Genomic DNA, 26,077 nt, shown 5'->3' on the forward strand with positions numbered 1-26,077 from the left:
GACACGATCCCTCTAAGTGATCAACCGAACACGGAGGGTGCCGACTCGTGAGAGGATGTGACTCCCCCGTCCGGCGACCGCGCCGGGAAGACATAGGAGATACCATGCCCGTCATGGCTTCGAAGCCCCTCGAACAGGTCACCCTCGCCGATCTGGCCACCAAGGACGACCTCAAGAACCTTGTCACCAAGGACGACCTCAACCGCGAGATCGGCTCGGTCCGGCAGGAGCTCGGCTCGGCTGTGAACCTGATCATGGGTGAGATCGGCAAGCTGGCGGCTGGCCAGGAGGAGATGAGAAAGGTTCTGGCGCGGCTGGTCGCCAAGGTCGATGGTGTGGAGGAGTAGCAGCCCCTGACACGAGGCCCCCGGGGCTCTCCGGGGGCTTTTTTGCGCGCGTGCAAGCGGAGTACCGGGTGCGGGTGAGTCAGCGGGGTGAGGTGGGGGCGTTCAGTTTCAGGGCGTGGGCGGTTTGGGTGGTTAGCCAGGTGGTGGCGGCGTCGTAGGTCCAGTTGTTCTCGTTGACGAGGGTCGAGAAGCCTGTGTAGCCGAAGTAGAACCAGAGGATGTCGCGTGCTGCGGCCAGGTCGACGCCTAGGGCGTCCAAGGCTTCGAGGTGGTCGGCTACGGCGTCCAGGGCTGAGCGGTAGCGGGTGTTGGCCGCGTTCAGGGACTCGGCTACGGACTTGTCGTGCGGTGCGACGTTGCGGGCCGTGTGCATGATGTCGCCGTACTGGTTGCGCATGTCCCGGACGACCTCGGCGGTGAGCCGGAGGACGTCGCGCGGGTCGCGGGCCGCGGAGATGCGGGCGCCGCGTTCGGCGATGATCGGGGCGGTGCTCCACTGGTCCACCAGGGTCGCGATGAGGCCGTGCTTGCCGCCGGTCACGGCGTAGACGGTGGCGGGCGCCACCCTGGCCCGCTCGGCGATCTGGTTGATGGTCGTCGCGAAGTACCCGTGCTCGGCGAACAGCTCCCGTGCGGCGGTGATGATCGCCTGCCGGGTCAGCTCGGCGTACTCGGCGCGGCGACCGGTCGATGTCGGAGGCACGCCAGAGACCTTAGCCTCCCCACTGGATGGACCAGGCATTTATTCATCAGAGTTGCACTCTGATGAGTGCGCTAATAGCTTTCCCGTCAGGTAGGTGGTTCGCCGCGGTGGTTCCTCGTTGAGAGTGGGATGTCGGCATGACGACGCAGAGCACATCCGGACGGCCGGGCGCGGCGGACGCCGCTGATGCGCTGCGCCGCCTGATCCCCGCTGAGCGGGTGGTGACCGAGGGCCCCGAGTACGCGGCGGCGACTGCGCTGTGGAACGGGGCGGTCTCACGTCGTCCGGCCGTGGTGGTGCGGTGCGGCGGGACGGGTGACGTCCAGGCGGGCGTCCGGACGGCGCGCGAGTACGGGCTGCCGCTGTCGGTGCGAGGACGCGGGCACGACTGGGCCGGACGTGCCTTGCGCGATGGCGGGCTGACGTTGGACATGACCGGGATGAGCGACGTCCGGATCGATGCCGAGCAGCGTTGCGCCGAGGTGGGCGGCGGGGCCGCGGCGAACGATCTGCTGGCGGCGGCGGAGCCGTTCGGGCTGGTCGCCGCGACCGGGACCATCGGCACGGTCGGTGTCGTCGGCTTGACGTTGGGGGGCGGGTACGGGCCGTTGGCCGGGCGTCTGGGTCTCGCCGCCGACAACCTGGTCGGGGCTGAGGTGGTGCTGGCCGATGGGTCGGTCGTGCAGGTCGACGCCGAGCGCGAACCTGATCTCTTCTGGGCGCTGCGTGGTGGTGGGGGCAACTTCGGCGTCGTGACGTCGGCGCGGATCCGGTTGCACGCGATTCCGTCCGTGGTGACGGGCGTGGTGATCTACCCGTGGGCGCAGGCGGGGCAGGTGTTCGACGGGCTCCGCGAGATGCTGTTCAGCGGCCCGGACGAGCTGACCGTGCAGACCGCCGTGGCCGCCGGTCCGGACGGCGGCCCGGTCGTGATGCTGTTGCCGACGTGGTGTGGTGCTCCTGAGCTTGGCCGGGTCGACGATGGGCCGTTGGGGGCGCTTACGCGGTTGGGCAGTCCGCTGGCCGTCCAGCTGGACGCGATGCCGTTGGCGACTGCCGTTGCCGGGCGCGACGCCATGTTTCCGCCGGGACGGCATGTCGTCATGCGCACGCGTTCGGTGTCCGGGCTGACGTCTCCGGTCGGCGCGGCGCTCGTGGAGGCGGGTGGTGCGTTGCCGTCGGCCACTTCGGCGCTTTCAATGCACCACTTTCACGGCGCCGCCGCCTGCGTGCCCGTCGCCGACACGGCCTTCGCGATGCGGGAGCCGCATCTGATGGCGGAGGTCATCGCCATCTGGCCCGGCGACACGGACAGCGACACGGACGGCGGCGCGGACGGCGGCGCGGACGGCGGCGCGGACAACGGCGCGGACAGCGGCGCGGACAACGGCGCGGTGCATCTGGGCTGGGCTGAGTCTGTGTCCGCCGCGCTTGCCCCGCATGCGCTTCCGGGCGGCTACGCCAACCTGCTCGGCCCGGACGACGCCGGGCAGATCGCGCACGCGTACGGCGCCAACACCGCCCGGCTCCTGGCGATCAAATCCGCGGTGGACCCGGACGGTGTGTTCTCCGCCACTCCCCTGCCCGAGGGCGGCGCCGACGGGTGAACGCGCTGGTCAGCGGGGCTGCAGGAGTTCGGTGATCTGGAGGAAGCCGTTCTCGCCGTGCCCCTGTCCGATGACGCGGCGGGCGAGGCCCTCGGCGGCGCGCATGACGCCCGCGTCGACGCCGTGGGTCTCGGAGATGTGGACGATGTGGGACATGGACGCCGCCGCCGAAGTGATCGGGCTGTCCTCGCCGGAGTATCGCCCGTTGTCGACGTCCTCCGCCGACTGCTCGATGAACGGCGGGAGGAGCGCGCCGATGCCCTTGGCGAACGGCGCCAGTTCCCGTGCGCTGACGCCTTCGGCCCTCGCCACGGCCAGCGCGTGGGCGTAGCCCGTCATCGTGGTCCAGAAGAAGTCGAGCAGGGCGACGTCGTAGGCGGCCGCGCGGCCGATGTCCTCGCCGAGGTGGGTTTGGTTGCCGCCGAGCGCGTCGAGTACCGGACGGTGACGTCGGTAGAGGTCCTCGGGGCCGCTGAGGAGGAGCACGGCGTCCGGGGTTCCGATGGTCGTGGTCGGCGTCATGATGGCGCCGTCCAGGTAGCCGATGCCGTGTTCGGCCGCCCAGTCCGCGGTCTGCCGGGCGCGGTCGGGGGTGTCGGCGGTGAGGTTGGCGACCGTGCGGTCCTTGAGCGCGCGGGTGACCTCGTCGCGCCGCAGGACGGCGTCCGCCGCGTCGTAGTCCACCACGCAGACCACCGTCAGCGCGCTCGCGGCGACCGCGTCCTCGGGTGCCGGGGCGCTGATCGCGCCCCGTGCGGCCAAGTCCCGGTCCTTGCCCGGGGTGCGGTTCCAGACCGTGGTCGGGATTCCGGCGTCCAGGAACGCGCCGGCCAGGGCCCGGCCCATCGGCCCGAGACCGAGGACGGTCACGGTGGCGGCAGAATGTTCAGAGGTCATGCCTCGACTCCTCGATAACCGATGAATGGGGGATGGAGATGACGCGCAGCCGTGCCCAGGACCCGAACGTCTGCGGAGTGACCGCGGCGGTCGCCGTGATCGACGGCAAGTGGAAGACGCTTTTGCTCTGGCTTCTGGAATCCCGTCCGTACCGCCCCGGCGAGTTGCGGCGGCGGGTGCCGGGCCTCAGCGAGAAAGTGCTGACTCAGACACTCCGGGAGATGGAGGCCGACGGTCTGGTCCATCGTGAGGTGCACGATGTGCGGCCGCTGAAGACCGTGTATTCGCTGACCGCGTTCGGCCGTGAACTCTCCGAAGCGCTGGCGCCGCTTTCTGACTGGGGCCACCGCCGCCTGGAGCGGCTGGCCGAATCCCGATCGGTCTCCTGATGCGCCGTCCACCTCCCCCGTCTCGTGTGGATTCGGCGGCCTTCGGCCGCCCACCACCAAGCTTCAGGCCACGCCAGGCCCGCCGACAAGTACCCACAAAAAGGTGGCCATCCGCGGGCGTTCCCCGGGAACCGGGCCGTTCCCGGGTGGGCGGGGTAAAGAGCAGAATGGTGTTGCAGATTGACGGTGCGCGATAGGAGGCGGCGCCAGTCAGGGAAAACGGGTGCGGGTTAAATTCGCGTGTATGGACGCGGGCGGGGATTGCACACTCTAATGGCGGAATGCGACTGGGGACGTTTCACTACGCGAAGGCCCGGCGGTTGAGCCTGGCGGGCTTGCGCCGCCGTCCGGGAACGTCCTCTGGGCGGACTGTGGCGGCGGCGGGCAGGCCCTCAGTCGTTTTGGTGGGTGGCGACGATGGTCTCGTAGGCGGCGGCCAGGCGTTCGGTGGCGGTGGGGCCGGTGGTGGCGGGGCGGGGGATGCCGAGATGGCGTTCGCGTAGTTCGGCCATGAGGTCGTCCCAGAGTTCGGGGCCGGCCGCTTCCATGAACTCCGCGCCCGCGCGCAGGACCGGGCTGGTGGGACGGTGCCGCGAGCCCCAGGCGCCCAGGTGCACGATGATCGGGACGAGCTGGATGGCCGATTCGGTGAGGCTGTAGGTCGCGCGCTGCCCGCGTCCCGCGTCGTCGCGGGTGAGGAGGCCCGCCTCGACGAGGCTCCGCAGGCGGTCGGCCAGGATGTTCGAGGCGATGCCCTCCTCCGACTGCGACTGGAGCTGCCGGAAGTGCCGCCGGTCGCCGAGTATCACGTCCCGCAGGACGAGCAGGGTCCAGCGGTCCCCGAGCACCTCGACCGCCGCGTTGATGGGGCATCCGGACCGCGGACCGCCGGTCATCGCACCTCCCGAGTCGAGTGCTTGCATTCTACCTGCACTTTTCGTTACGGTGTGGAGCGCTTGCAGGGTGCAAGCACTTGGATCTGGGGGGAAACGCCATGTCGCGCAACATCGAGACGGTCAAGACCTATGTGGACGGCTTCCGCAAGAACGATCACGAGCAGATCCTGTCCTGCCTGACCGACGACATCGTGTGGACGGTCTTCGGCGCCTTCCGCCTGACCGGCAAGGACGCCTACGACAAGGCCATCGACGGCGCGCCCGAGTTCATCGACCCGCCCGAGCTGGAGATCGTGCGCATGGTCGAGCAGGACGACGTCGTCATGGCGGAGATGACGGGCACGGCGCGGCGGGCCGCGGGCGGTGCGATGCGCATGTCCATGGCCGAGGTGTTCGTCATGCGGGACGGCAAGATCGCCGAGCGCCGCGCCTGGGTCGTCGAGCTCAAGGAGAACGACCACCGCTAGCAACGACCACCGCCAGCAACGACCATCCGCTCGCAACGACTGCCGCTCGCGACGACCGCCGAGGCCGGGCGGGCGATCACTCGTGATCGGTGGCGGAGGTCCGGAATCCGTCCAGTCCGAAGGCCAGTGGCCGGGCGCCCTGGGATGGGGAGCTGTGCTCGCCCGCCCATGCCGCCGCGTTGACCAGTGCGTACAGGTCCGGGGCGGTGACGTCCTGGCGTATGTCGCCGGACGTTCGCGCCCGCGCCACCAACTCCTCACCGGCGGCGAGCACCGCTTTGCACGCCGCGTGCAGTTCGGAGGCCTCATCCTCGACGGCCTGCATGTACGCGGCGCATCGCGCGGGTGATGAAGGCGTCCGCTGCCGGTGTCGGTCCGAGGCGGCTCCAGATCAGGTGTTCGACGCGGTACGAGGTGTTCACCACGGGGACGACGGTCACTCCTGGTAGCCGCACCGCATAGGTGGAGGCGAGGAGGGCGACGCCGAGACCTTCGGCCACGAGCCGCGCCATGATCTGGGGGTCGGTGATCTCGAAGGCGACCGTGCGCTCCAGACCGGCGGTGAGGAAAGCGTGGTCGGCCTGGACGCGGCCGGTCGTGCCGGCGGGGAAGTCCACGAACTCCTCGGCGGCGATCGCCTCCAGCCGGATGCGGCGGCGGCCGGCGAGCCGGTGGCCGGGTGCCAGCAGCGCGGCCAGCGGGTCGCGGGCGAGCGGCCGGCTGTTGAGGTGGGGGAGCTCGACGTCCTCGGCCAGGCCCAGGAACGCGACGTCGAGCGCACCGCCCCGGACCTGGTCGGCGAGGACGTCGCTGCCGCCGGTGAGCAGACTGACCCGCACCTGCGGGTGTTCCTGGTGGAAAGATCGCAGCACCGCCGGGACGTCGACGGCCGCCGCCGTCGGGATCATGCCGACGGCGAGCCGGCCGCGGATCTCTCCGGTCGCCGCGTAGACCTCGGCCTGCGCCCGCTCCGCGGCGGCGAGGCACTCGCGCGCTCCCGGGAGGAAGGCCGCGCCCGCCGGCGTCAACGCCACCGACCTGCTCGTGCGGTGGAAGAGCCGGGCGCCCAGCTCCTGTTCGAGCTTCGCGACCTGATGGCTCAACGCCGACTGCACGACGGAGCACCGCTCGGAGGCGCGGGTGAAGTTGCCGAGCTCGGCCACGGCGACGACATATCTCAGCTGCTGGAGGTTCACGCAGCAATGGTGAATCGCGATCGGTCTCATGACAACAATGCATTGGACTCATCGCCGTCTAGGCAACAAGCTGGTCGGCATCTGAACGTCCACCAGCCGCCGACCGAGATGGGAACCGACATGACCGCTGTCTACACCTGGGACGTCTTCTCCACCCTCGACGGCTACGGCTCCTACGTGGAGGGCGCCGACTGGGGCGGCTACTGGGGCAAGCAAGGCCCCGAGCTGCTCGAACACCGCGCCGCCCAGTTCGACACCGAGCAGCGGATGGTCTTCGGCGCCACCACCTTCCGGGAGACCGCGCAGATCATGACCTCGGGCATCGACCCGAACACGCTCGACGAGTGGAACGTCCGGACGATGCGCATGCCGGCGACGGTGGTGTCCTCCACGTTGCGCGACACCCTCGGCTGGCCGGACGCGACCATCGTCAGCGGTGACGCCGTGGACATTGTCACCCGGCTCAAGAAGGAGTCGGACGTGCCGCTGCGCTCGCAGGCCAGCCTGTCGCTGAACCGGGCGCTGATGGCCGCCGGACTGGTCGACCGCCTGCAGGTGACGATCTTCCCCGCCATCTCCGGACGGACGGGGACCAGCCCGATCCTCGGCGGCGCGGCCGACTTCGACCTCGAACTGCTCGAAAGCCGGACGCTCGACGGCCACACCCAGGAACTCGTCTACCGCCCCACCCTCCGGTGACGGCGTCCTCCCGCAGCGTCCTGCAGATGCGCCTGGTCGTCGAGGAGTGGGGCGATTTCACCGTCCGCTCCGACCCCGAGGCTCCGGACAACGAGCGTCAAATTCCGAGGCCGACGACAAGGTGAGCATTGTGGGCGGCATCGTCGCCGGTCTCATGCTGGCGGAAGGGCGGACGTCAGGATTCGCGGGCGCGCGCAGGCTGTGGCGGGCGGGAGAGCGTCAGGGTTTGCGGGCCACCGCGCCCCACATGCCGGTGGTGGCGGACGGCAGCGCGTCGGGGTCGGGCCGCCAGTCCTGGACGGGGACGACGCCGGGGTCGAGGAGGTCGAGGCCGTCGAAGAAGCGGCTGACGCCCTCGTGGGTGCGGAACGTGACCCGGAAGCCCATGGCCTTCGTGAGGGCCTTCTCGGCGGCCGCCATCTGCTCGGGGAGCTGGTCGATGCCCGGGTGGGTGATGGCGAGGAAGCTGCCGGGGGCGAGCGCGTCCAGCAGGGTGCGGACGAGGCCCCGGGGGTCGTCGGCGTCCGGGACGCAGTGCAGGATCGCGATCAGCAGCAGGCCCACCGGACGGTCGAAGTCGAGCAACCCGGCGGCCTCGTCCAGGATGCGGTGGGTGTCGCGCAGGTCGGAGTCGATGAACGCCGTGGGCGCGGTGACGCCGGACAGCAGCGCCCGGGCATGGTTGAGGACGATCGGGTCGTTGTCGACGTACACGACGCGGCTCGCCGGATTCACGGCCTGCGCGACCAGGTGCGTGTTGTCGGCCGTGGGGATGCCGGTGCCGATGTCGAGGAACTGGACGACGCCCTCCCCCGCCATGTGGCGGACCGCCCGGCTGAGGAACGCCCGGTTCGCCGTGACGCCCGGCTTGATCGTTGGCGTCGCCGCCATGACCTGCTCGGCGGCCGCGCGGTCGGCGGCGTAGTTGTCCTTGCCGCCGAGCCAGTAGTCGTAGATGCGGGCGATGTGCGGCGTGGTGACGTCGATTCCCTGGGGCGCGGTCTCGCCCTCGTCGCCGATCATGCGCTAGAGAATAGCCCGGTTTCGGGATGGTGATCGTTTTCGAGGCGGTCCGCCCGGAAGATCAGGGTCGGTTACGGTGGCTCGGGTGCGACACAGCTTCAACGTTGACCTCCAGGGAATCGTCGACCTCCTCAGCCGGCACCTCTACAGCAGCCCGCGCGTGTACGTGCGCGAGCTGCTCCAGAACGCCGTCGACGCGACCACCGCCCGCCTCCAGGCGGACGCGGCGGACGCCTCGCCCACCGTCCACGGCCAGGCGGACGGGGCGGCCGGACGCGACAGGGCGGTCACCGGGGGGATTCTGATCGAGCCGGGTGAGGTGACCGGGGACGGGACGTTGCGGATCCACGACCACGGGATCGGCCTGACCGAGCCGCAGGTGCACGAGCTGCTCGCCACGATCGGCGGCTCGTCCAAGCGCGACTCGCTCGGGCTCGCCCGGCACGACTTCCTCGGGCAGTTCGGCATCGGGCTGCTGTCCTGCTTCCTCGTCGCCGACGAGATCGAGGTGGTCACACGCGGGCCGGGCGACGCGGCGACCGTCTACTGGCACGGGCACGCGGACGGGCACTACACGGTGTCCGACGGGCCCGCGCGGGACGAGCAGGGCACGACCGTCACGCTGCACGCCCGCAGGGACTTCGAGCACTGGCTCGGCGCGTCCACCGTCACGGAGCTGGCGCGGCACTACGGCTCGCTGCTGCCGTACGAGGTGCGCGTCGGCGAGGAGCGGATCACGTCCGGCGAGGTGCCGTGGCGGGCCCCGCATCCCGACCCGGACGCAAGGCGGGAGTCCCTGCTGCGGCACGGCGCCGCGCTGCTCGGACGGCGGCCGTTCGACGTGATCGACCTCGCGGTCCCCGAGGCGGGCCTGGACGGCGTCGCGTTCGTGCTGCCGTACGAGTCGCATCCCGGCGAGCCGGAGGCGCACAAGGTCTACCTGAAGCGGATGCTCATGGGCGAGCGGGTGGAGAAGCCGCTGCCCGGCTGGGCGTTCTTCGTCCGCTGCGTGATCAACGCGGACGAGCTGCGGCCCACCGCGAGCCGCGAGCAGCTCTACGACGACGACCTGCTCGCCGACACGAGGAAGGCGCTGGGCGAGCAGCTGCGCGCCTGGCTGGTGCGGCTCGCGACGACCGATCCCGAGCGGCTCCGGACGTTCCTCACCGTCCATTACCGGGGCGTGATGGCGCTGGCGCTGCACGACGTCGAGATGCTCCGCATCGTGGACGAGTGGATCGAGTTCGAGACCAGCGAGGGACGGCTCACGCTCAACGAGTTCCGGCACCGGCACCGGACCGTCCACGTGACGGCCACGGGCGACGAGTTCGCGCAGCTGGCGGGGATCGCGGCGGCGCAGGGCCTCGCGCTGGTCAACGGCGGCTACACGTACCACATGGAGATCCTGCAGCGGCTGCGCCTGCTCGATCCCGACCTTGAGGTGCGGCGGCTCGACCAGGCGGAGCTCGCGACCCGGTTCGACCCGCTCGATCCCGCCGCCGAGTTCGCGGTGCGGGAGTTCCTCGGCGCCGCGCGCGAGGCCGTCGCGGCGCACGGCTGCGAGCCGGTGCTGCGGTCCTTCTCGCCCGCGGAGCTGCCCGTCCTCTACCTGGAGGGACGGGAGGCGCGGCGCGCCGCCGACCTGCGGGCCGAGCTGGAGGAGGCCGGGGACGTCTGGGCGGAGTTCGCCGACGGCGGCGCCGCGGCCGAGCAGCCGAAGCCGCTGCTCGTCTTCAACCACCGCAACCCGCTGGTCGCCCGCCTCACCTCGACGGCGGACGCGCGGCTCGTCCGGCTGTCGGTCGAGGCGCTGTACGGGTACGCGCTGCTGGCGGGGCAGCGCGTAGTCCGGCCCGGCGACGCGGCGAGCGTGAACCGCGCGTTCCTCGGCCTCGTCGAGCACGCGATCCACCAGGCGCCGGGCGCCTGATGGCCACCAGGGACGAACTGCGCGAAAGGCTCGACGACGCGTACGAGCTCGACCCCGACGACAACGAAGGCGAGGGCAAGGAGACCTACTGGCGGACGATGCAGGACATCCTCGGCGAGGCCGAGGCGCTCGGCGACACCGAGCTGCTCTTCGAGGCCCGGCTCGCGTACGGCTGGTCGCTGCGCGGCAAGGAGTGGAAGAAGGACACGCGGGAGATCTTCAGCGAATGGCTCGGCCTGCTCCGCTTCTGCCTCACGATGTGGCGGGACGAGCCGGACGCCTTCCCCGAGCACAACGTCACCGCGATGTGGAACCAGTTCTTCAACATCCTCGACATTTTCATCCGCCTTTATCCGGAGCCGGCCGCGCGCGTCCACCGCCTGATCGACGAGCTCGAACGCCAGTGCCCGCCGTCCCGGACGAAGGTCCGCACCGTCCTCGGCCACTACCGCATGGAGATCGAGGCGCGCCGCGGGAACGTGGCCGAGGTCGAACGGCTCTGGCGGTCGTTCCAGCTGGCGGAGATGCCGGTCGGGCACGTCCTGCCCGACGGCGTGGCCGAGGTGGGCGCCACGATGTGGGAGCGCCTCGGCCGGGACGACCGCGCCATCGAGACCCTCACGCCCGTGCTGACCGGCCAGATCACGCCGCGCGAAGGCCACGTGTACGTGGACGGCCTGCTCATGCCGTACCTGCGCACCGGCCGGACGGACGAGGCCGTCGCGGCGCATCAGAGCACCTACGCGCGGACCGGCATGAAGCTGGAGGACATCGCCGCCCACCTGGAGTTCTGCGCCCGCACCGGCAACGAGGAGCGCGGGCTCGACGTCCTGCACCGCAACCTCGAACGGCTGGGCGGCACGGTCACGACGGTCCAGCAGATGTGGACGGCGGCCGCGGTCGCGCTGCTGTGCAACCGCGCCGCCGAACGGGGCCTCGACGCGGAGTGGGCCTGGTCCTGCGAGGAGGACGGATGCGACTGCGAGTCCGCCCCCCTCCGCTCCTACGCCGAACTCGGCGGGCAGAAGCGCTGGTGGGCGCTGGAGTTCGCGATGAAGCTCGACGAGCTGGACGGCACGTCCTTCAGCACCGAGGCGATCATGAAGCGGCTGCACGCCGAGCCGCTCGTCGACCGCCTCGAACTCCCCGCCCCGGTGAGCGAGCCCGCCCACCGCGTGAAGCCGCGGCTCTCCCCGCACCTCGCGGCGGCCACGACGGACGAACTTCGTAAGGAACTCGGCCGGACGCCCGAGTTCGACCGGCGTGCGGAGCGGGTCGTCCATCTCCAGCGGCTCATGCAGAACGCGTTCGCGACGGGCGAGCGGGACGCTCTCCTCGATATCCGGTTCGCCTATCTCGACGAGCTGCTGGCGTACAAGCCCACGGTGATGCGGCCCGACCTGTTCGCGGCGTTCACGGCCATCGTCCGCCTGCACGACGCGGACCCGTCCCTGCTCGGCGGCGAACGCCTCGACCGGCTGTGGACGGCGGCGCCCGACGTCCTGGACCGCGTGCTGACGCGCGCGACCGTCCACGCCGCGCAGATCCGCGACCTGCTCGGCATGCTGGGGCGGCACTGCCGTCCCGGCGCCCATGACCTGCACCATCTGCGCTGGTACGAGACCGAGCTACAGGTCCGCCGCGGCGACGTGGCGGCGGCCCGCGCGGCCTGGGCGGCGTTCGAGGCCCTGCCGTCCTCCTGCGACGACTACGCCACCTGGCCGAACGTCCTCCGCCGGACGGGCTGGTGGCTGGACCTCGGCCTCGACGCCGACGTGCTCGCGACGATAGGGCCGGCGCTGTCCGGCGGGGACGGGGAGGAGCGCCTGATCGTCCCGTACCTGCGTGCGGGCGAGGACGTCAAGGCGCGCGAGATCCACGAGCGCACCTTCGCGAACGCGGAGGGACCGTGGGCGGTCGCCGCCCACCTGGAGTTCTGCGCCCGGACCGGCGACGTCGCCCGCGCCAAGGAGCTGATCCGCGGCACGCTGGACATGTTCCACGTCTACTACGACGACACCGAGTTCACCTTCGACATGCTCCGCCCGTGCGCCGCGGCCGTGCTGGCCTGCCGCCTGATCGCGGCCCGCGGCCAGGACGAGACCTGGACGTGGCCGGAGCACGACTGCTGCCCGGCCGAAGAAGGCTGGACCTACGCCAGGCTCGCCGCCGACTACCGCACCGAGCTGACCTTCTTCGCCACCCGTTGGCAGGAGCTCACCGGCGCCGGCTTCCACACCCGCCGCCTGCACGCGATCGCCGACGCACCGACAGAGCCGACATAGACGGGCCGATAGGGCGATAGGGCGATAGGGCCGATATAGGGACGCCGCGGTGCCCGGGGGAGAGCACGGGCGCCGCGGCCCCGGCAAGGAGTCCCTATATGGCTACTGTCAGACCGCCTCCCACAGGGCCGGGACGTTCGGCGGCGTCCAGCCCGGCATGGACGTGTGCGCCTGGAGGCAGCGGTACTGCACGCCCTCGTAGGTTACGACGTCGCCGGCGTTGTACGTCTTGCCGTCGGCCCAGGTGGTGTCACCGGGCGGGTCGTTGGGGTCCGGCGGGTCGTTCGGGTCCGGCGCGCGGGTGCCGACGTTGACCCCGGCCCACGCGTTGGCGGTCGCGGTCCACTCGGCGCTGTTCGCGCCGTAGAGCGCGGCGGCCGCGGCGAGGGTCCCGCGGCGGGCGTCGGCGAAGTTGGTGGTCGGGCGCATCTCCTCGGTGAGCGCCTTGTACCAGATCGCCGCGGCCTTGTCCCGGCCGATGCCCGTCACGGGCTTGTTGTCGTACGTCGGCGAGTTGTAGGTGACGCCGTTGATGACCTTCTGCCCGCTGCCCTCGGACAGCAGGTAGAAGAAGTGGTTCGCGATGCCCGAGGAGTAGTGGACGTCCACGTTCCCGGCGCCGGGACGCCAGTTGTCGAGCGAGTTGCCGTCCTGGCTCGGGCGCGCCATGTAGCGCAGCGGGGCGCCGGTGCCGAAGATGTCGATCTTCTCGCCGATGTGGTAGTCGCCGACGTCCTCGGGGTTGTTCGACCAGAACTCCATGGCGGTGGCCAGGATGTCGGACGTGGCCTCGTTCAGCCCGCCGGACTCGCCCTGGTAGATCAGCCCGGCCGTGTTGGACGTGACGCCGTGGGTCATCTCGTGCCCGGCCACGTCCAGCTCGGTCAGCGGGTTGCTGTTGCCCTGGCCGTCGCCGTACGTCATGCAGAAGCAGCCGTCTTCCCAGAAGGCGTTCACGTACGACTGGCCGTAGTGGACCCGGGAGTACGCGCCGACGCCGTCGCCGCGGATGCCCGACCGGCCGAAGACGGTCTTGTAGTAGTCCCAGGTCTGGCCCGCGCCGTAGGCGGCGTCCACGCCGGCGGTCTGGCGGTCGCTCGCCGCCCCGTTGCCCCACTGGTCGTCAGTGTCGGTGAACAGGGTGCCCTTGCCCGACTGGGCGCCGCGGAGGTCGGTCGTCTCGTGGTTGCCGCGTCCGGTGTCCCGTAGGACGTAGGACCCGCCCGACTGGGACGTGCCCAGCTGGACGGTCCCGGAGTACATGCTGCGGCCGGTGCCCGTGTGGACGCCCTGCCACTCCATGATCTTCTTGCCCGTGACGGCGCCGGTGAGGACGTGCAGCCGGTTGGGCGTGCCGTCCTTCTGCAGCCCGCCGTAGACCGTCTCCCAGGCCAGGACGGCGTTGCCGTCCGCGCCCATCCAGACGACCTTGCGCGGCGCCACGCTGCCGTCCGCCTTCGGCGTGGCGGGCTTGGTGGACGCCAGCGTCGCGGGCGCGGTGTTCACCTTCAACGGCTTGGACGCCGACTGGGTGACGCGCGTGATGGCGCCGGACGGGGCACGGTGGACGACGATGTCGCCGCCGATGACGGACAGCCCGCCGTACGTCTGCGTGTAGCGGGTGTGCGTCGTGCCGTCCTGGTTCTTCAGGACGCTCTTCACCGTCAGCTCGACGTCGCCGCCCAGCTTCAGCTGGGACGCGGTCGCGTCCTGCTGCGCCTTGGCCTTGCCGACGAGCGCCTTGTACTGCTTTGCGCTCACCTTCGCGGGGAGCTGTCCGGGGTCGCCCTTGGCGGGGGGCTTGGCGGGGGACTGGGCGGTGGCGGGGACCGCCTGCATGCCGAGTACCGCGATCGCCGCGACGCTGACCAGCGCGGTACTCGTGGTGACGCGCCGACGGGCGCGCCTGGGGGTGGTGGATCTCACGCGGTGCTCCTTGTCTGCCGGCCGTTGCGGGGGGAGCGGCCGAAGGGGGGCTGCTCCAGCGGGCGCGGCCGCGCCCGCGGAGCTCCGGAGTGCCGGAGAATGGTTGACTCGGGAACGATCGCATGCATTTGTGTGCATGTCACCGCAAAGTTCGCCGCGGGACGCATCCGTAGGGACATCGGTTCCAGCGCAAGGGGAATCCCTACATGCCCTAGGGGTAGACGAGGGTCCCCATTCGGGGCAGGGTGGAGCGGTTCAGGGTCGCGCCGGGGCCTACCTGGACAGGGTCGCGCCGGGGCCGTCGAGGCCGCCGCCGAGGAGCGAGCCGAGCTGCGACCGGGAGCGGATGCCCAGCTTCCGGTAGATGCGGGTGAGGGACGCCTCGACGGTCTTCACGCTGAGGAACAGCCGGTTCGCCACCTGCTGGTTGGTGGCGCCCTGGCCGACGAGCACCGCGATCCGCCGCTCGCCCTCCGTCAGCGCCGCCTGCGCCACCCCGCCGAACGGGGCGGGACCGTCCTGGAGGCCCATGTCCAGGCGCGCGAGACGGTGCCGCGCCTGCTCGGCCCACGGCCGCGCGCCGCACCGCGAGAAGATCTCCAAGGCGTCGGCCGCCGCCTTCCTGGCGGCCCCGGCGCGCCTGCGGCGGCGCTCGATCCGGGCCTGTTCGAGCAGGCACTGCCCCGCTTCGAGAGGCTGGCCGAGCCGGTCGAAGAGGGCCGCCGCCTGCCGCAGGAGCGCGACGGCGTCGTCCGGTTCGCCGCGCGCGGCGAGGACGCACGCCTCCGCCCGGTCGAGGCGGCCGGTGACGCCGGTGCCCCTGGCCCGGTCGCCGACCGCGGCGCGGGACGCGCGAACCACCTCCTCCGCACGCTCGACCTCGCCGAGCGACACCAGGCCCTGGGCGAGATCGCCGTGCCAGCGCAGCACCATCGGAGAGCGCAGCCCGCGCCGCTGCTCGTCCGGGGTGGAGCCGAGCGCGTCGATGCGCCACAGCGTCTCGACCCCGGCGCGGACGTCCCCGGAGCGCATCCGCGCGACGCCCAGCACGTGCAGCAGCCGGCTCTGGAAGATGACGTCGTTCTCCTGCTCGGACGCCCGCAGCCCCCGCTCCGCGAGCGCCACGGCACGGCGGATGCTGCCGCCCGCCAGCTCCGCCAGCGCGCCCTGGTACCAGGCCGGGCCCGGGCTCAGCGCGGCCTGCTCGGTGATGCGCATGGCGCGGTCGGCGAAGTCGAGTGCCTCCCGGCACCGGCCCGTCCGGGCGGCCACCTCGGACAGGTGGCGCAGCACGTGCACGACCTCCTCGCCGGAGCCGCGCTCCACCAGGGCCAGCATCCGCAGCAGTTCCGCGCGGGCCTCGGTCAGCCGGTCCTCGGAGAGGGCGCAGTAGGCGGCGATGTAGCGGGGCGCCATGTGCATCTGGCCGTCCAGCGGCGGCTCGGGCAGGCGCAGGGCGGCTTCCAGGTCGCCGGCGTAGTCGTCCCGTCCTTCGATCAGCGCGATGTTCGCGCGCAGGGCCAGGGCCTTGGCCTCCAATGCCGTGTCGCCCGCCTCCCGCGCGTGCGCGAGCGCGCCGTCCGCCTCCTGCTCGGCGAGGTCGGGCACGCCGTTCAGCAGGGCGCCCATCGCCATCCGCACGCGCAGCGGGCCGAGCAGCGCAGGGTCGCCGTCGGCGTCCACCAGCGCGGCGGCGAACACCTCGCCCATCTCCGCGAGGCCCTGGCCCGACAGGTCGAGCAGGGCCAGCCTGACCCGCACCCGCTGGGCGCGGGTCGCGTCGGCCGCGAGGACGGCCTCCGCCGCCCGGTGCACCAGGTCGGGCAGCCCGCCGTTCGCGCCCGTCTCCGCCGCCGCGACCAGCCACTCCAGCCGCTCCGCCGCAGGCTCCGCCGGTGACCGGTCGGCGGCCAGCCGGTACAGCTCGGCGGCCATCCGGTGCGAGCCCTGGCGGACGGCCTGCTCCGCCGCCGTGACCAGCGAATGCGCGAGCTCGGCGTTCGGGCCCGGGTCGGCGAGGGCGCGGTGGCGGGCGCGTCCGGCCGCGTCCGGGACCACGGCGGCCAGCGCCCGGTGCACCCGCGCCAGATGCCGCGCGTCCGCGGACTCGGCGAGGACGGTGCCGACCGCGGGCGGCGTGAACCGGATGCCGCCGCCCTCGGTGATCAGCAGCCCCAGGACGGCGGCGTGCCTGATGTCCCGCGCGGCCTCCCCGCGTCCGGCGCGGCACAGCAGGTCGGCGGTCGGCCGGATCGCCAGCGCGGCCATCAGCAGCGTCTCGTGCGCCCGCGTCGGCAGCCGCGCCAGCCGCTCGGCGATCACCGCCTGGACGCGCTGCGGCAGCGGCGCGGGCCGCCAGTGCCGCGGGATGCGGTCGCTGAACGCGCCGCCGAGCGCCAGCGCGAGATACGGGTTGCCGCCCGAGTCGGAGTGCAGCGTGTTCACGACCCGGACGGGAAGCCCGTAGCTGTCGAACATCTCGGCCAGCTCGTCCGGCCCGAGGGGCGGGACGGGGAGGTGCAGGGCGTCGGGCGCGGGCGTCCAGGGCGTGCTGCCTCCGTCGCCGGGGGCGAAGCCGTCCTGCCAGCGTCCGGCGACGACGGCGCGCACACCGCGGGACGCCAGGCGCCGCACCGTGTACCGGACGGCATGGACCGACTCCGTGTCGACCCATTGGGCGTCGTCGACGAGCAGCAGCACCGGACGTTCCCCCACGCACCGGGCGAGCAGCCCGCGGAAGGCCAGCCGGCAGGCGACGTGGTCCATGCTGGAACGGTCCGCGAACGACCGGCCGAGGGCCGGTTCACCGTCCGCCGCCGTCGCGGCTGTCGCAGGCGTCGCGGGCGTCGCCGTCGTCGGGTGGGGCGCGGGCAGGCCGGTCAGCCGCTCCCGCGGGAGCTCGGCGGTCAATGTGTCGGGCAGCTGGTCGAGCAGCTCGGCGAGCCCCGAGCAGGGCACCCACCGCTCCGTCTCCGTCCCGGCGACCCGCAGGACGAGTTCACCGCGCGCGGCCGCCGCGGCGCCGACGGCTTCGAGCAGCGCCGTCTTGCCGATGCCGCTCGGCCCCGTCAGGACGACGCTGCCGTTCGCGGTGAGCCGGGCCTCCATCGAGGCGAGCAGTGCCGAGCGCCCCACCAGCGAAGGGGGTGCTCCCTTCCGACCTGCCGACGGCGCGGCACCGACGTCCATGGCTCGCTCCCTTCCGGAGGATTCGGACGCCGCACCGACAATAACCACCGGGAGGGACACCCACAACGGCCACGTTCCACACAGTGGCCCACCCCCGAACCACGCGGTTTCGCGAAACAGCAGGTCCAGTCCGGCGCGCACCCGGACGACCTCGCACACGCGGCCAGACGACCTCCACGCGCGCGGCCGGAGGACGCGATGACGCCCGGAACCGGTGGGTTCCGGGCGTCATGGCGCGGCGCGGGGCGGGGGCGGGGCGCTACTCGCCCGTCCAGTTCGGCTTGCGCTTCTCGGCGAAGGCCGCCGGGCCCTCCTGCGCGTCCTTGGACACGTAGACGGGCAGGGTGATCTCCTGCTGCTTCCGCCACATCTCCTCGGACGTCCAGTCCCCGGAGTCGTTGACCACCTTCTTCGTCGCCTTGAGCGCCAGCGGCGCGTTCTCGGCGATCCGCCCGGCCAGTTCCTTCGCGGCGGCCAGCGCGCCGCCCGGCTCGGTGATCCGGTTGACGAGGCCGACCTCCGCCATCCGCTCCGCCGGGTACCTGTCGCCGGTCAGGGCGATCTCCATGGCGATGTGGAACGGGATGCGCCGCGGCAGCCGCAGCAGCCCGCCGGCCGCCGCGACCAGGCCGCGCTTCGGCTCGGGCAGCCCGAACTGCGCGTCCCGCGCCGCGACGATCAGGTCGCAGGACAGCGCCAGCTCGCAGCCGCCCGCCAGCGCGTAGCCCTCGATGGCGGCGATCAGCGGCTTCTCCGGCGGACGCTCGGTGATGCCGGCCATCCCGCGTCCCTCGACGGTCGGGGTCTCGCCCGCGAGGAACGCCTTGAGGTCCATGCCGGAGCAGAACGTGCCGCCCGCGCCGGTCAGGATGCCGACGGACAGGTCCTTGCGGGAGTCGAGCTCGTCCACGGCGGCGGCGATCCCGCGTCCGGCCGCGCCGTTCAGCGCGTTGCGCGCCTCGGGCCGGTTGATGGTGATGACGAGAACGCCACCGTCTTCTTCAGTGCGAACAGCGTCGGACATTCAGGGCCTCACTTGGGCTGGAAGCGGATGCCGCCGTCGAAGCGGATGGTCTCGCCGTTCATGTAGTCGTTCTCGATCAGGGCCGTGACGAGGTGCGCGAACTCCGACGCCCGGCCCATCCGCTTCGGGAACGGGACGGGCGCGGCGAGCCTGGCCTTGAACTCCTCCGCCGCCTCGCCCTGCCCGTAGATGGGGGTGTCGATGATGCCGGGGCAGATCGTGTTGACCCGGACGCCGATCGCGGCGAGGTCGCGGGCGGCGGGCAGCGTCATCCCGATGATGCCGCCCTTGGACGCCGAGTACGCGATCTGCCCGGTCTGCCCCTCGATCCCCGCAACGGACGCCGTGTTGATCACCACGCCGCGGGCGCCGTCCGCGTCGGCGGGCTCGGTCTTGGCGATGGCGGCGGCGCCGATCCGCATCAGGTTGAAGGTGCCGATCAGGTTGACCCGGATGACGGTCTCGTACGAGGCGAGGTCGTGCGGGCTGCCGTCGCGGCTCACCGTCCGGGACGCCCAGCCGATGCCCGCGCTGTTGACGATGACGCGCAGCGGAGCGCCGGTGTCGACGGCGGCCTGCACGGCGGCCTGCACCTGGTCCTCGTCCGACACGTCCGTCTTGACGAAGACGCCGCCGACCTCCTCGGCGATCGCCTTGCCCTTGTCCTCGTTCAGGTCGGCGACGACCACCTTGGCGCCTCCGGCGGCCAGCGCGCGGACGGTGGCCTCGCCGAGCCCGCTCGCGCCGCCCGATACGACGGCGGAAACTCCGTTCAGGTCCATATGCAGCACCTTACGTCGGGGACCGAATGTGGTTCGGGATGATGGTACCCAGACGTCGTCGTGTCTCCCGCGCACACCCCCACCCGGTCAGTCGAGCGTCGGATAGTCGGTGTAGCCGCGGTGGTCGCCGCCGTAGAACGTCGCGTGGTCCGCCTCGTTGTAGGGGCCGCCGGCGCGGATGCGGGCGGGCAGGTCCGGGTTGGCGAGCCACATCTCGGCGAACGAGACGGCGTCCGCGACACCGTCCCGCAGGGCCTCGGCGCCGTACTCGGGCTTCGCCGGGAAGGACTCGGGGGTCGGATGCGGGTTCAGGATCAGCGTGCCCGGCCATTCGGCGCGGATGCGCCGCGTCGTGTCCCGGCCGCCGAGTTCCATGACGTGCAGGTAGGCGAGCCCGAGCGGGGCGAGGGACGCGACCAGCGCCGAGTACAGCTCGGGAGTGTCGCTCTCGCTGACGCCGTTCGCCGTGCCGCCGGGCGACACGCGGAAGCCCACGCGCTCGGGCCCGATCGCGTCGCCGACCGCCCGGGCGACCTCGGCGGCGAACCTGACGCGGTTCCCGGGCGTCCCGCCGTACGCGTCGGTGCGGGCGTTGCTGCCGTCGGCGAGGAACTGCTGGATCAGGTAGCCGTTCGCGCCATGCAGCTCGACGCCGTCGAACCCGGCGTCGATCGCGTTGCGCGCCGAGGCGGCGAACTCGTCGACGGCCTGCGCGATGTCGTCCAGGGTCATCTCGCGGGGCACGGGGTGGTCGAGCATCCCGTCCGGGGTGAAGAGCCGCTCGCCCGACGCGATGGAGGACGGCCCGAGCGGCTGCCCGCCGTCCGCGTACAGGACGGGATGGCCGACACGTCCGGCGTGCATCAGCTGCGCGAAGATCCGTCCGCCCGCGGCGTGCACCGCGTCGGTCACCGGCCGCCACGCCTTCACCTGGTCATCGGAGTGCAGTCCCGGCGTCCAGATGTACCCCTGGCCGCGGACGCTGGGCTGCGTGCCCTCGGTGATGATCAACCCGGCGGTGGCGCGCTGGCGGTAGTACTCGACGGTCAGCTCCGTCACCTTGCCGTCCTCGACGGCCCTGCTGCGGGTCATCGGCGCCATCACCAGGCGGTTGGACAGCTCAAGCCGGCCCGCCGACAGCGGTTCGAACAGTTCTCGCATGACGTCCTCCTAGATGCGTTATCGCTGGTCACGAACGTAGGAGCCGTCGACTACGGGGCGAATCCGTAGGGATTCGGTAGTTCGCCCCGTAGTTTGGAGCCGTGCTCTACGGGCGGAACGACGAACAGGCACGGATCACCACGCTGCTCGCGGAGGCGCGCGACCACCGGCGCAGCGGCGCGCTCGTCCTGCGCGGCGAGGCGGGCATCGGCAAGTCGGCCCTCCTCACCGAGGCGACCCGCCTCGCCACAACGGCCGCGCCGCATCCGGCGGCGGGCGAGGGGCTGTCGGTGGCGGGCGAGGGGCTTCCGGTGGCGGGCGAGGGGCTTTCGGTGGCGGGCGGGCGGGCGCGCGTTCTGCGGGTGACGGGGGTCGAGGCGGAGTCCGGCATCGCGTTCGCGGGCCTCACCCAGCTGCTGTGGCCCGTCCGGGACCGGCTGGACGACCTCCCGCCCGCGCAGGCCACCGCGCTGCGCTCCGCCCTCGAACCGCTGGACGACGGCCGCGCCGCGGCGTCCGGCCGGGACCCGTTCACGACCGGCCTCGCCGTCCTCACCCTGCTCGCCGACCTCGCCGAGCTGGCCGCCGACGGCCCGCTGCTGTGCCTCGTCGACGACGCGCAATGGCTCGACACCGCGACCGCCGAGGCGCTGCTGTTCGCGGCGCGGCGGCTGGCGGCCGAGGGCATCGTGATGCTGTTCGCCGCGCGGGACGACGCGTTCACCGGCACGGGCCTGCCCGAGCTGCGCCTCGAACGCCTGGCGCGCGGCGACGCCGAACGGCTCCTCGCGGCCCGGGACCTGGCGCCGGCCATCCGCGCCCGGGTCGTCCAGGAGGCGGCGGGCAACCCCCTCGCCCTGCAGGAGCTGGGCGCGTCCGGGACCGGGACCTGCCGTCCGGACGGCCCCAACCCGCTGCCCGTCGCCGACCGGGTGCTCGCCTCGTTCCGCGACCAGATCGGCCGGCTGCCCGACGCCACGCGGCTGATGCTGCTGATCGCGGCGGCGGAGGGGCGCGGGCACATGCCGAGCCAGCTGAGCGCCGGCCGCGCCCTCGGGGTGGGGCTCGCCGACCTGGAGGAGGCCGAACGCGCCCGGCTGGTGGAGATCACCGGGCGCAACATCGTGTTCCGGCACCCGCTGATCCGGGCGGCGGCGTACCACGGCGCCGTCGTGGCGCGGCGCATCGCCGTCCACAAGGCGCTCGCCGAGACGGCCGACGACGAGGACTGCCGCGCGCGGCACCGCGCGTCCGCCGCCCTCGGGCCGGACGAGGACGTCGCGGCCGACCTCCGGGACGCGGCCGAACGGGCCCGCGACCGCATGGGCTACGCGACGGCGGCGGCGCTCTACCGGCAGGCGGCCGACCTGACGCCCGACCCGGACGTCCGCGGCGCGCGGCTCGGCGCCGCCGCGTCCCTGACCCTCCAGGCCGGACGGCTCGACGAGGCCGAGGACCTCGCCGTCCAGGCGGAGAAGCTCACCCGCGGCCCCGCCGAGCGGGCGCGGCTCGGCGGCGTCCACGCGGCGGTCGAGTACGAGCGCGGCGACCCGCGCGCCGCCTCGCGCATGCTGGTCGACCACGCCGCCGACGCGGCCCCCGGCGCGCGCGCCGCGATGCTGCGGACCGGCGCGGTGTACGGGTGGACGTCCGGCGAACTGCCCGCCGTGCTGCGCGCCGCGGAGGCCCTCCCCGGCGACAGGACGGTCCAGGGCCTCGCCTTCCTGGCCGGCGGCGACCCTGCGCGAGGCGTCCCGCTCCTGGCCGACCTGGTCGACGAAACACGCGGAACAGGCGGCGCGAACGGCCCGGGCGGAACACGCGGGACGGGCGGCGCGAACGGCCCAGGCGGCGCGAGCGGAGCGGGTCGTGGCGCGCTGCCCGGGCCCAGGCGGAGCGCCGAGAACGGCGGCGGCCACGACGCGGGTGATCGCGAGCGGGGCGCGCAGCTGGCGCTGATCATCGGCGCGGACGAGGCGGCGCTGGAGCTGGCCGCCGCCGAGGTCGCGCACTACCGCCGGCACGGCCTGATCGGGGCGCTGCCGAACGTCCTGCAGACGCTGGCCCAGGCGCAGATCGCGGCCGGGCTGCACGCGGACGCGGAGGCCACCGTCGCCGAGGCGATCGTCCTGGCCCGCGACACCGGGCGCCCCCACCGGGAGGGACGCCTCGGCGCCGTCCTGTCCCGGATCGCGGCGATCGAGGGCGACGAGGCCCGCCTCCGCGAGCTGATCGCCAACGCCCCGGCGCCGCACGGCGGCCTCGCCGACAGCGCGCTCGCCCTCCTGGACCTCGGGCTCGGCCGCTACGACGACGCGCTGCGCCGCCTGGACGAGATCGCCCACGGCCCCCGCCGGTACAGCACGGGCAGCCTGCTGTCCGCGGCCGACCAGGTCGAGGCGGCGGTGCGGTCCGGGCAGCCCGAGCTGGCCCGCGCGGCCTTTGAACGGTTCCGCGCCTGGGCCGAGGCAGGTAAGCAGCCGTGGGCTCTCGCAGTCGCGCTGCACTGCGAAGCCCTACTCCTGGACAGCGAAGAACCCTACGAACGAGCAACCCGGCTACACGACCAGTCGACGCGGCCGTTCGAGCGAGCCCGCACAGAGCTTCTCTACGGCGAATGGCTGCGACGCGCACGACGCCGCTCAGACGCGCGCGTCCCTCTCCGCTCAGCGATGGAAATCTTCGACCGCCTCCACGCCACACCCTGGCTGGAACGCGCGCGCGCCGAACTCCGCGCCACCGGGGAGTCGGGGTCTTCCGCGCCCACCGCCCCCGACCTTCTCGACCGTCTCACCCCGCAGGAGCTGCAAGTCGTCCGGCTCGCGGCCTCGGGGACGAGCAGCCGCGAGATAGCCGCACAGCTCTTCCTCAGCCCGCGGACAGTCGAATACCACCTCTACAAGGCGTATCCCAAGCTCGGCATCTCGTCCCGCAAGGAACTGTCACGCCTCGCCCTGGAACCTACGGTCAGGGACGTCGCGGCAGCGTCCGGGCGAGGAATTCCTCGGTGAGCCGCCACGCCCGCTCCGCGGGCTCCGGCTGGTAGAACATCGGCGCCTTCCGGTTGTGGAACGCGTGCCCGCCGTCCTCCTGGACGTGGATCTCCATGCCGTCCCGCCCCTCGACGGCACGTTCCACTGCGGCGACGTCCTCCCGGGGAATGTACGGGTCACTTCCGCCGAAATGGAACTGCGACGGCGCCCGAATGGCATCGATCTGGTCCAGCGCGCCCGGCACGCCCGATCCATAAAACGACACCAGGAAATCGACCTCGGCCCTGGCGGCCAGCAGGTACGCGAGCGTCCCGCCGAAACAGAACCCCAGCACACCGGCCTTGTCCACACCCGGCAGCCCTTTCAGGACCGCCAGCGCCGCCGCCGCGTCGTCCACGCCTTTCTCCCAGTCGAACCGGGAGACCATCGACATCCCCTTCGGGAGCGCCTCCTCGTTGTGGACGACCGCCCAGCCCGGCTCGATCCGCCAGAACATGTCCGGCGCGGCCACGACGTACCCGAGCGACACCAGATCCTCGGCGACCGCCTCCATGTACTCGCCGACCCCGAAGACCTCCTGGACGAGCAGCACCCCCGGCCCCTCGTCCCCCCACACATGCAGGTCGAACTCGCCGACCGGGACGGCGACCCTCTCGATTCGCGTCATGTCACCCGATGATCGCGTAAACCGCGCTCGCCTGCGCGACGATCTTGGAATCGGCCGTCATGCCGATCTCCGCGAACGCCAGCGTCCGGCCGAGCTTCGAGAGCCTGGCGTGCACCAGCACGTCCCGTCCCACCACGGGACGCTGGAACGACGTGCTGAGCTGCACCGTCGTCATCGGCACGAACGCGCCCTTCGCCGCCGACACCGCGATCACCACCGCCGTGTCCGCCGCCGCCATCAGCGCCTGCCCCGACAGCGCGCCGCCCTCCCTGGCCAGCCTCTCCGACCACGGCAGCCGCAGCACCGCGCCGTCCTCCCCCACCTCCTCGGGCACCAGCCCCAGCTCCAGAACCCAGGGCGCGAAGTTGTCGCGCAGAATCTCTTCGGGCTTCACCGTCACACCCGACATGATGCACGCTGAGGGCATGCACGAGGAGATCTTCCTGCCCGCCACCTACGCGTCCGGGGTCCCCTACGACACGTTCAGGAAGCTGCGCGCGCACTCTCCCGTCGTCCGGGTCCCCGAACCCGCCGTCGGACCCTGGCCCGCCGGCCCCGGCTACTGGGCGGTCTTCCGGCACGCCGACGTCAAACACGTCCTGCGCTCCCCTGACCTCTTCTCCTCGAACCTCGGCGCCACCCAGATCCGCGACCCCGACACGCCCGAGGACCTCGCGTTCGTCCGCGCGATGATGCTCAACCAGGACCCGCCCGGCCATTCCCGCCTCCGCCGCATCGTCGCCGCCGCCTTCACGCCCCGCGCCGTCCGCGCCCTGGAAGAGACCATCAGCACCAGAGCCCGGACCCTCATCGCCTCCGCCCTCAACGAGGAAACAGACTTCGTCGAACTGGCCGCCGACCTCCCCGTCTGGACGCTCGCCCACATCATGGGCGTCCCCGACTCCGACCGCCGCCTCCTCTACGACTGGGCGTCCCGCGTCATCGGCTACCAGGACGACGAATACGCCGGAGCCTCCTCCGACCCCGCCTCAATGACCCCCATGGCCCGCGAAGCCATGCAACACCGCCCCACCACACCGACCCACCCCGACGGCCGCCCCATCAACCCGCGCTCCCACGCCGCCCTGGCCGACATGTTCGCCTACGCCCACGCCCTCGCCGCCGAGAAACGGCTGCGCCCGTCCGGCGACATCATGTCCCGCATGCTGGACGGCGGCCTCACCACCCAAGAGTTCGAGAACATGTTCTTCCTCTTCGCCGTCGCCGGAAACGAGACCCTCCGCAACGGCATCCCCGGCGGCCTCCTCACCCTCCTCGACCACCCGTCCGAACTGGCCCGCCTCCGCGCCGACCCGTCCCTCCTCCCCTCGGCCATCGAGGAGATGCTCCGCTACTGGCCCCCCGTCATGGACTTCCGCCGCACCGCCACACAGACCACCCCCTTGGGCGACCAGGAAATCCGCCCCGGCGACAAGGTCGTCGTCTACCACGCCTCAGCCAACCGCGACGAGACCGTCTTCCCCGACCCCGACCGCTTCGACATCACCCGAACCCCCAACGACCACGTCAGCTTCGGCTTCGGCCCCCACTTCTGCCTGGGCGCCCACCTCGCCCGCACCCAGATGCGCGCCGTCTTCCGCGAACTCCTCCCCCACCGCGTCACCCGCACCGGACCCCCCGTCCGCCTGGCCTCCAACTTCCAGAACGGCCTGAAGCACCTCCCCGTCCGTCTGACCCCCACCCCGTAACCCCGTCGCAAACCCCCCAACGATCTCGGTACCCTTACTGGACGGGTTGCTAGCTCAATTGGCAGAGCTCCGGACTTTTAATCCGTAGGTTGTGGGTTCGAGTCCCACGCAACCCACCACCCCTGACCAGGGCAAACGCGCTTTGGTGGGCATGTGGACGATCAAGCCTGGGGCCGGGCTGAGGCCA

At 72.1% G+C, this 26,077-nt stretch carries 22 protein-coding genes and 1 tRNA gene; 10 read left to right on the forward strand and 13 right to left on the reverse strand.

The window, feature by feature from the left end:
* The first annotated feature begins 113 nt into the window (after window positions 1-113).
* A complete protein-coding gene (locus tag ACH34T_RS15080) occupies window positions 114-347 on the forward strand; it encodes a hypothetical protein (RefSeq protein ID WP_395992712.1) in 234 nt (77 codons plus the stop codon).
* Window positions 348-426: 79 nt separating this feature from the next.
* On the opposite strand, the gene ACH34T_RS15085 is transcribed toward ACH34T_RS15080, so the two are convergent.
* Window positions 427-1,050 carry a TetR/AcrR family transcriptional regulator gene (locus ACH34T_RS15085; protein ID WP_395992713.1) on the reverse strand — a complete coding sequence of 208 codons (624 nt, stop codon included), beginning with the start codon at window positions 1,048-1,050 and terminating at the stop codon, window positions 427-429.
* A 137-nt stretch (window positions 1,051-1,187) separates the two neighbouring features.
* Here ACH34T_RS15085 and ACH34T_RS15090 point away from each other — a divergent pair, with 137 nt between their 5' ends.
* Window positions 1,188-2,657 (forward strand): FAD-binding protein, encoded by a 1,470-nt coding sequence (locus tag ACH34T_RS15090; protein WP_395992714.1) that lies wholly within the window; start codon window positions 1,188-1,190, stop codon window positions 2,655-2,657.
* A gap of 9 nt (window positions 2,658-2,666) precedes the next feature.
* Here the strand turns inward: ACH34T_RS15090 and ACH34T_RS15095 are convergent, their stop codons facing one another.
* Entirely contained in the window at window positions 2,667-3,554 is an 888-nt protein-coding gene (locus ACH34T_RS15095; RefSeq protein WP_395992715.1) for an NAD(P)-dependent oxidoreductase, read from the reverse strand.
* Between the two features lie 32 nt (window positions 3,555-3,586).
* Between ACH34T_RS15095 and ACH34T_RS15100 the strand changes: the two genes are divergently transcribed.
* Entirely contained in the window at window positions 3,587-3,943 is a 357-nt protein-coding gene (locus tag ACH34T_RS15100) for a winged helix-turn-helix transcriptional regulator (protein WP_395992716.1), read from the forward strand.
* A 392-nt stretch (window positions 3,944-4,335) separates the two neighbouring features.
* Here the strand turns inward: ACH34T_RS15100 and ACH34T_RS15105 are convergent, their stop codons facing one another.
* Entirely contained in the window at window positions 4,336-4,839 is a 504-nt protein-coding gene (locus ACH34T_RS15105; protein ID WP_395992717.1) for a winged helix-turn-helix transcriptional regulator, read from the reverse strand.
* A gap of 98 nt (window positions 4,840-4,937) precedes the next feature.
* Here ACH34T_RS15105 and ACH34T_RS15110 point away from each other — a divergent pair, with 98 nt between their 5' ends.
* Window positions 4,938-5,306, forward strand: a complete 369-nt coding sequence (locus ACH34T_RS15110; protein ID WP_395992718.1) for a nuclear transport factor 2 family protein — start codon at window positions 4,938-4,940, stop codon at window positions 5,304-5,306.
* A gap of 76 nt (window positions 5,307-5,382) precedes the next feature.
* Here the strand turns inward: ACH34T_RS15110 and ACH34T_RS15115 are convergent, their stop codons facing one another.
* Entirely contained in the window at window positions 5,383-5,631 is a 249-nt protein-coding gene (locus tag ACH34T_RS15115) for a hypothetical protein (protein WP_395992719.1), read from the reverse strand.
* Window positions 5,612-6,502 (reverse strand): LysR family transcriptional regulator, encoded by an 891-nt coding sequence (locus ACH34T_RS15120; RefSeq protein WP_395992720.1) that lies wholly within the window; start codon window positions 6,500-6,502, stop codon window positions 5,612-5,614. The genes ACH34T_RS15115 and ACH34T_RS15120 overlap by 20 nt, the downstream gene beginning before the upstream one ends.
* 120 nt (window positions 6,503-6,622) lie before the next feature.
* On the opposite strand from ACH34T_RS15120, the gene ACH34T_RS15125 reads away from it, so the two are divergent.
* Window positions 6,623-7,201: a dihydrofolate reductase family protein gene (locus tag ACH34T_RS15125; protein WP_395992721.1), complete on the forward strand. Its 579-nt coding sequence runs from the start codon at window positions 6,623-6,625 to the stop codon at window positions 7,199-7,201.
* Window positions 7,202-7,420: 219 nt separating this feature from the next.
* On the opposite strand, the gene ACH34T_RS15130 is transcribed toward ACH34T_RS15125, so the two are convergent.
* Window positions 7,421-8,224, reverse strand: coding sequence for an SAM-dependent methyltransferase (locus tag ACH34T_RS15130; RefSeq protein WP_395992722.1), 804 nt, complete (start codon window positions 8,222-8,224; stop codon window positions 7,421-7,423).
* An 85-nt stretch (window positions 8,225-8,309) separates the two neighbouring features.
* Here ACH34T_RS15130 and ACH34T_RS15135 point away from each other — a divergent pair, with 85 nt between their 5' ends.
* Both ACH34T_RS15135 and ACH34T_RS15140 read left to right on the forward strand, forming a co-directional pair.
* On the forward strand, window positions 8,310-10,154 hold the full coding sequence (locus ACH34T_RS15135) for an HSP90 family protein (protein ID WP_395992723.1): 1,845 nt from the start codon (window positions 8,310-8,312) through the stop codon (window positions 10,152-10,154).
* Window positions 10,154-12,439, forward strand: a complete 2,286-nt coding sequence (locus ACH34T_RS15140; RefSeq protein WP_395992724.1) for a hypothetical protein — start codon at window positions 10,154-10,156, stop codon at window positions 12,437-12,439. The genes ACH34T_RS15135 and ACH34T_RS15140 overlap by 1 nt, the downstream gene beginning before the upstream one ends.
* A gap of 108 nt (window positions 12,440-12,547) precedes the next feature.
* Here the strand turns inward: ACH34T_RS15140 and ACH34T_RS15145 are convergent, their stop codons facing one another.
* The 5 genes from ACH34T_RS15145 to ACH34T_RS15165 form a co-directional block, all read right to left on the reverse strand.
* Complete coding sequence (locus ACH34T_RS15145) at window positions 12,548-14,365, reverse strand: M4 family metallopeptidase (protein WP_395992725.1); 1,818 nt, start codon at window positions 14,363-14,365, stop codon at window positions 12,548-12,550.
* A 273-nt stretch (window positions 14,366-14,638) separates the two neighbouring features.
* The gene (locus ACH34T_RS15150) at window positions 14,639-17,500 is read right to left on the reverse strand and encodes an AAA family ATPase (protein ID WP_395992726.1); all 2,862 of its coding nucleotides are present in this window, start codon (window positions 17,498-17,500) and stop codon (window positions 14,639-14,641) included.
* Between the two features lie 313 nt (window positions 17,501-17,813).
* Entirely contained in the window at window positions 17,814-18,578 is a 765-nt protein-coding gene (locus ACH34T_RS15155) for a crotonase/enoyl-CoA hydratase family protein (protein WP_395992727.1), read from the reverse strand.
* A gap of 8 nt (window positions 18,579-18,586) precedes the next feature.
* Window positions 18,587-19,360 (reverse strand): SDR family NAD(P)-dependent oxidoreductase, encoded by a 774-nt coding sequence (locus ACH34T_RS15160; RefSeq protein WP_395992728.1) that lies wholly within the window; start codon window positions 19,358-19,360, stop codon window positions 18,587-18,589.
* An 87-nt stretch (window positions 19,361-19,447) separates the two neighbouring features.
* Entirely contained in the window at window positions 19,448-20,521 is a 1,074-nt protein-coding gene (locus tag ACH34T_RS15165; protein WP_395992729.1) for an alkene reductase, read from the reverse strand.
* A 101-nt stretch (window positions 20,522-20,622) separates the two neighbouring features.
* Here ACH34T_RS15165 and ACH34T_RS15170 point away from each other — a divergent pair, with 101 nt between their 5' ends.
* Window positions 20,623-23,532, forward strand: a complete 2,910-nt coding sequence (locus ACH34T_RS15170) for an ATP-binding protein (RefSeq protein ID WP_395992730.1) — start codon at window positions 20,623-20,625, stop codon at window positions 23,530-23,532.
* On the opposite strand, the gene ACH34T_RS15175 is transcribed toward ACH34T_RS15170, so the two are convergent.
* Both ACH34T_RS15175 and ACH34T_RS15180 read right to left on the reverse strand, forming a co-directional pair.
* Window positions 23,489-24,181: a dienelactone hydrolase family protein gene (locus ACH34T_RS15175; RefSeq protein ID WP_395992731.1), complete on the reverse strand. Its 693-nt coding sequence runs from the start codon at window positions 24,179-24,181 to the stop codon at window positions 23,489-23,491. The genes ACH34T_RS15170 and ACH34T_RS15175 overlap by 44 nt on opposite strands.
* A gap of 1 nt (window position 24,182) precedes the next feature.
* Window positions 24,183-24,581: a PaaI family thioesterase gene (locus ACH34T_RS15180; protein WP_395992732.1), complete on the reverse strand. Its 399-nt coding sequence runs from the start codon at window positions 24,579-24,581 to the stop codon at window positions 24,183-24,185.
* A gap of 25 nt (window positions 24,582-24,606) precedes the next feature.
* On the opposite strand from ACH34T_RS15180, the gene ACH34T_RS15185 reads away from it, so the two are divergent.
* On the forward strand, window positions 24,607-25,890 hold the full coding sequence (locus ACH34T_RS15185; protein ID WP_395992733.1) for a cytochrome P450: 1,284 nt from the start codon (window positions 24,607-24,609) through the stop codon (window positions 25,888-25,890).
* A 43-nt stretch (window positions 25,891-25,933) separates the two neighbouring features.
* Window positions 25,934-26,009, forward strand: a tRNA-Lys gene (locus ACH34T_RS15190).
* Window positions 26,010-26,077 lie beyond the last annotated feature (68 nt).

The organism is Actinomadura sp. 9N215 (assembly GCF_044326345.1).
Taxonomy (GTDB): domain Bacteria; phylum Actinomycetota; class Actinomycetes; order Streptosporangiales; family Streptosporangiaceae; genus Spirillospora.

Excerpts from the sequence above, each read along its gene's own strand:
- ACH34T_RS15080 (WP_395992712.1), top strand. The coding sequence starts at position 114 with ATGGCTTCGAAGCCCCTCGAACAGGTCACCCTCGCCGATCTGGCCACC.
- ACH34T_RS15090 (WP_395992714.1), top strand. The coding sequence starts at position 1,188 with ATGACGACGCAGAGCACATCCGGACGGCCGGGCGCGGCGGACGCCGCT.
- ACH34T_RS15095 (WP_395992715.1), bottom strand. The coding sequence starts at position 3,554 with ATGACCTCTGAACATTCTGCCGCCACCGTGACCGTCCTCGGTCTCGGG.
- ACH34T_RS15100 (WP_395992716.1), top strand. The coding sequence starts at position 3,587 with ATGGAGATGACGCGCAGCCGTGCCCAGGACCCGAACGTCTGCGGAGTG.
- ACH34T_RS15105 (WP_395992717.1), bottom strand. The coding sequence starts at position 4,839 with ATGACCGGCGGTCCGCGGTCCGGATGCCCCATCAACGCGGCGGTCGAG.
- ACH34T_RS15110 (WP_395992718.1), top strand. The coding sequence starts at position 4,938 with ATGTCGCGCAACATCGAGACGGTCAAGACCTATGTGGACGGCTTCCGC.
- ACH34T_RS15115 (WP_395992719.1), bottom strand. The coding sequence starts at position 5,631 with ATGCAGGCCGTCGAGGATGAGGCCTCCGAACTGCACGCGGCGTGCAAA.
- ACH34T_RS15125 (WP_395992721.1), top strand. The coding sequence starts at position 6,623 with ATGACCGCTGTCTACACCTGGGACGTCTTCTCCACCCTCGACGGCTAC.
- ACH34T_RS15130 (WP_395992722.1), bottom strand. The coding sequence starts at position 8,224 with ATGATCGGCGACGAGGGCGAGACCGCGCCCCAGGGAATCGACGTCACC.
- ACH34T_RS15140 (WP_395992724.1), top strand. The coding sequence starts at position 10,154 with ATGGCCACCAGGGACGAACTGCGCGAAAGGCTCGACGACGCGTACGAG.
- ACH34T_RS15155 (WP_395992727.1), bottom strand. The coding sequence starts at position 18,578 with ATGTCCGACGCTGTTCGCACTGAAGAAGACGGTGGCGTTCTCGTCATC.
- ACH34T_RS15160 (WP_395992728.1), bottom strand. The coding sequence starts at position 19,360 with ATGGACCTGAACGGAGTTTCCGCCGTCGTATCGGGCGGCGCGAGCGGG.
- ACH34T_RS15165 (WP_395992729.1), bottom strand. The coding sequence starts at position 20,521 with ATGCGAGAACTGTTCGAACCGCTGTCGGCGGGCCGGCTTGAGCTGTCC.
- ACH34T_RS15175 (WP_395992731.1), bottom strand. The coding sequence starts at position 24,181 with ATGACGCGAATCGAGAGGGTCGCCGTCCCGGTCGGCGAGTTCGACCTG.
- ACH34T_RS15185 (WP_395992733.1), top strand. The coding sequence starts at position 24,607 with ATGCACGAGGAGATCTTCCTGCCCGCCACCTACGCGTCCGGGGTCCCC.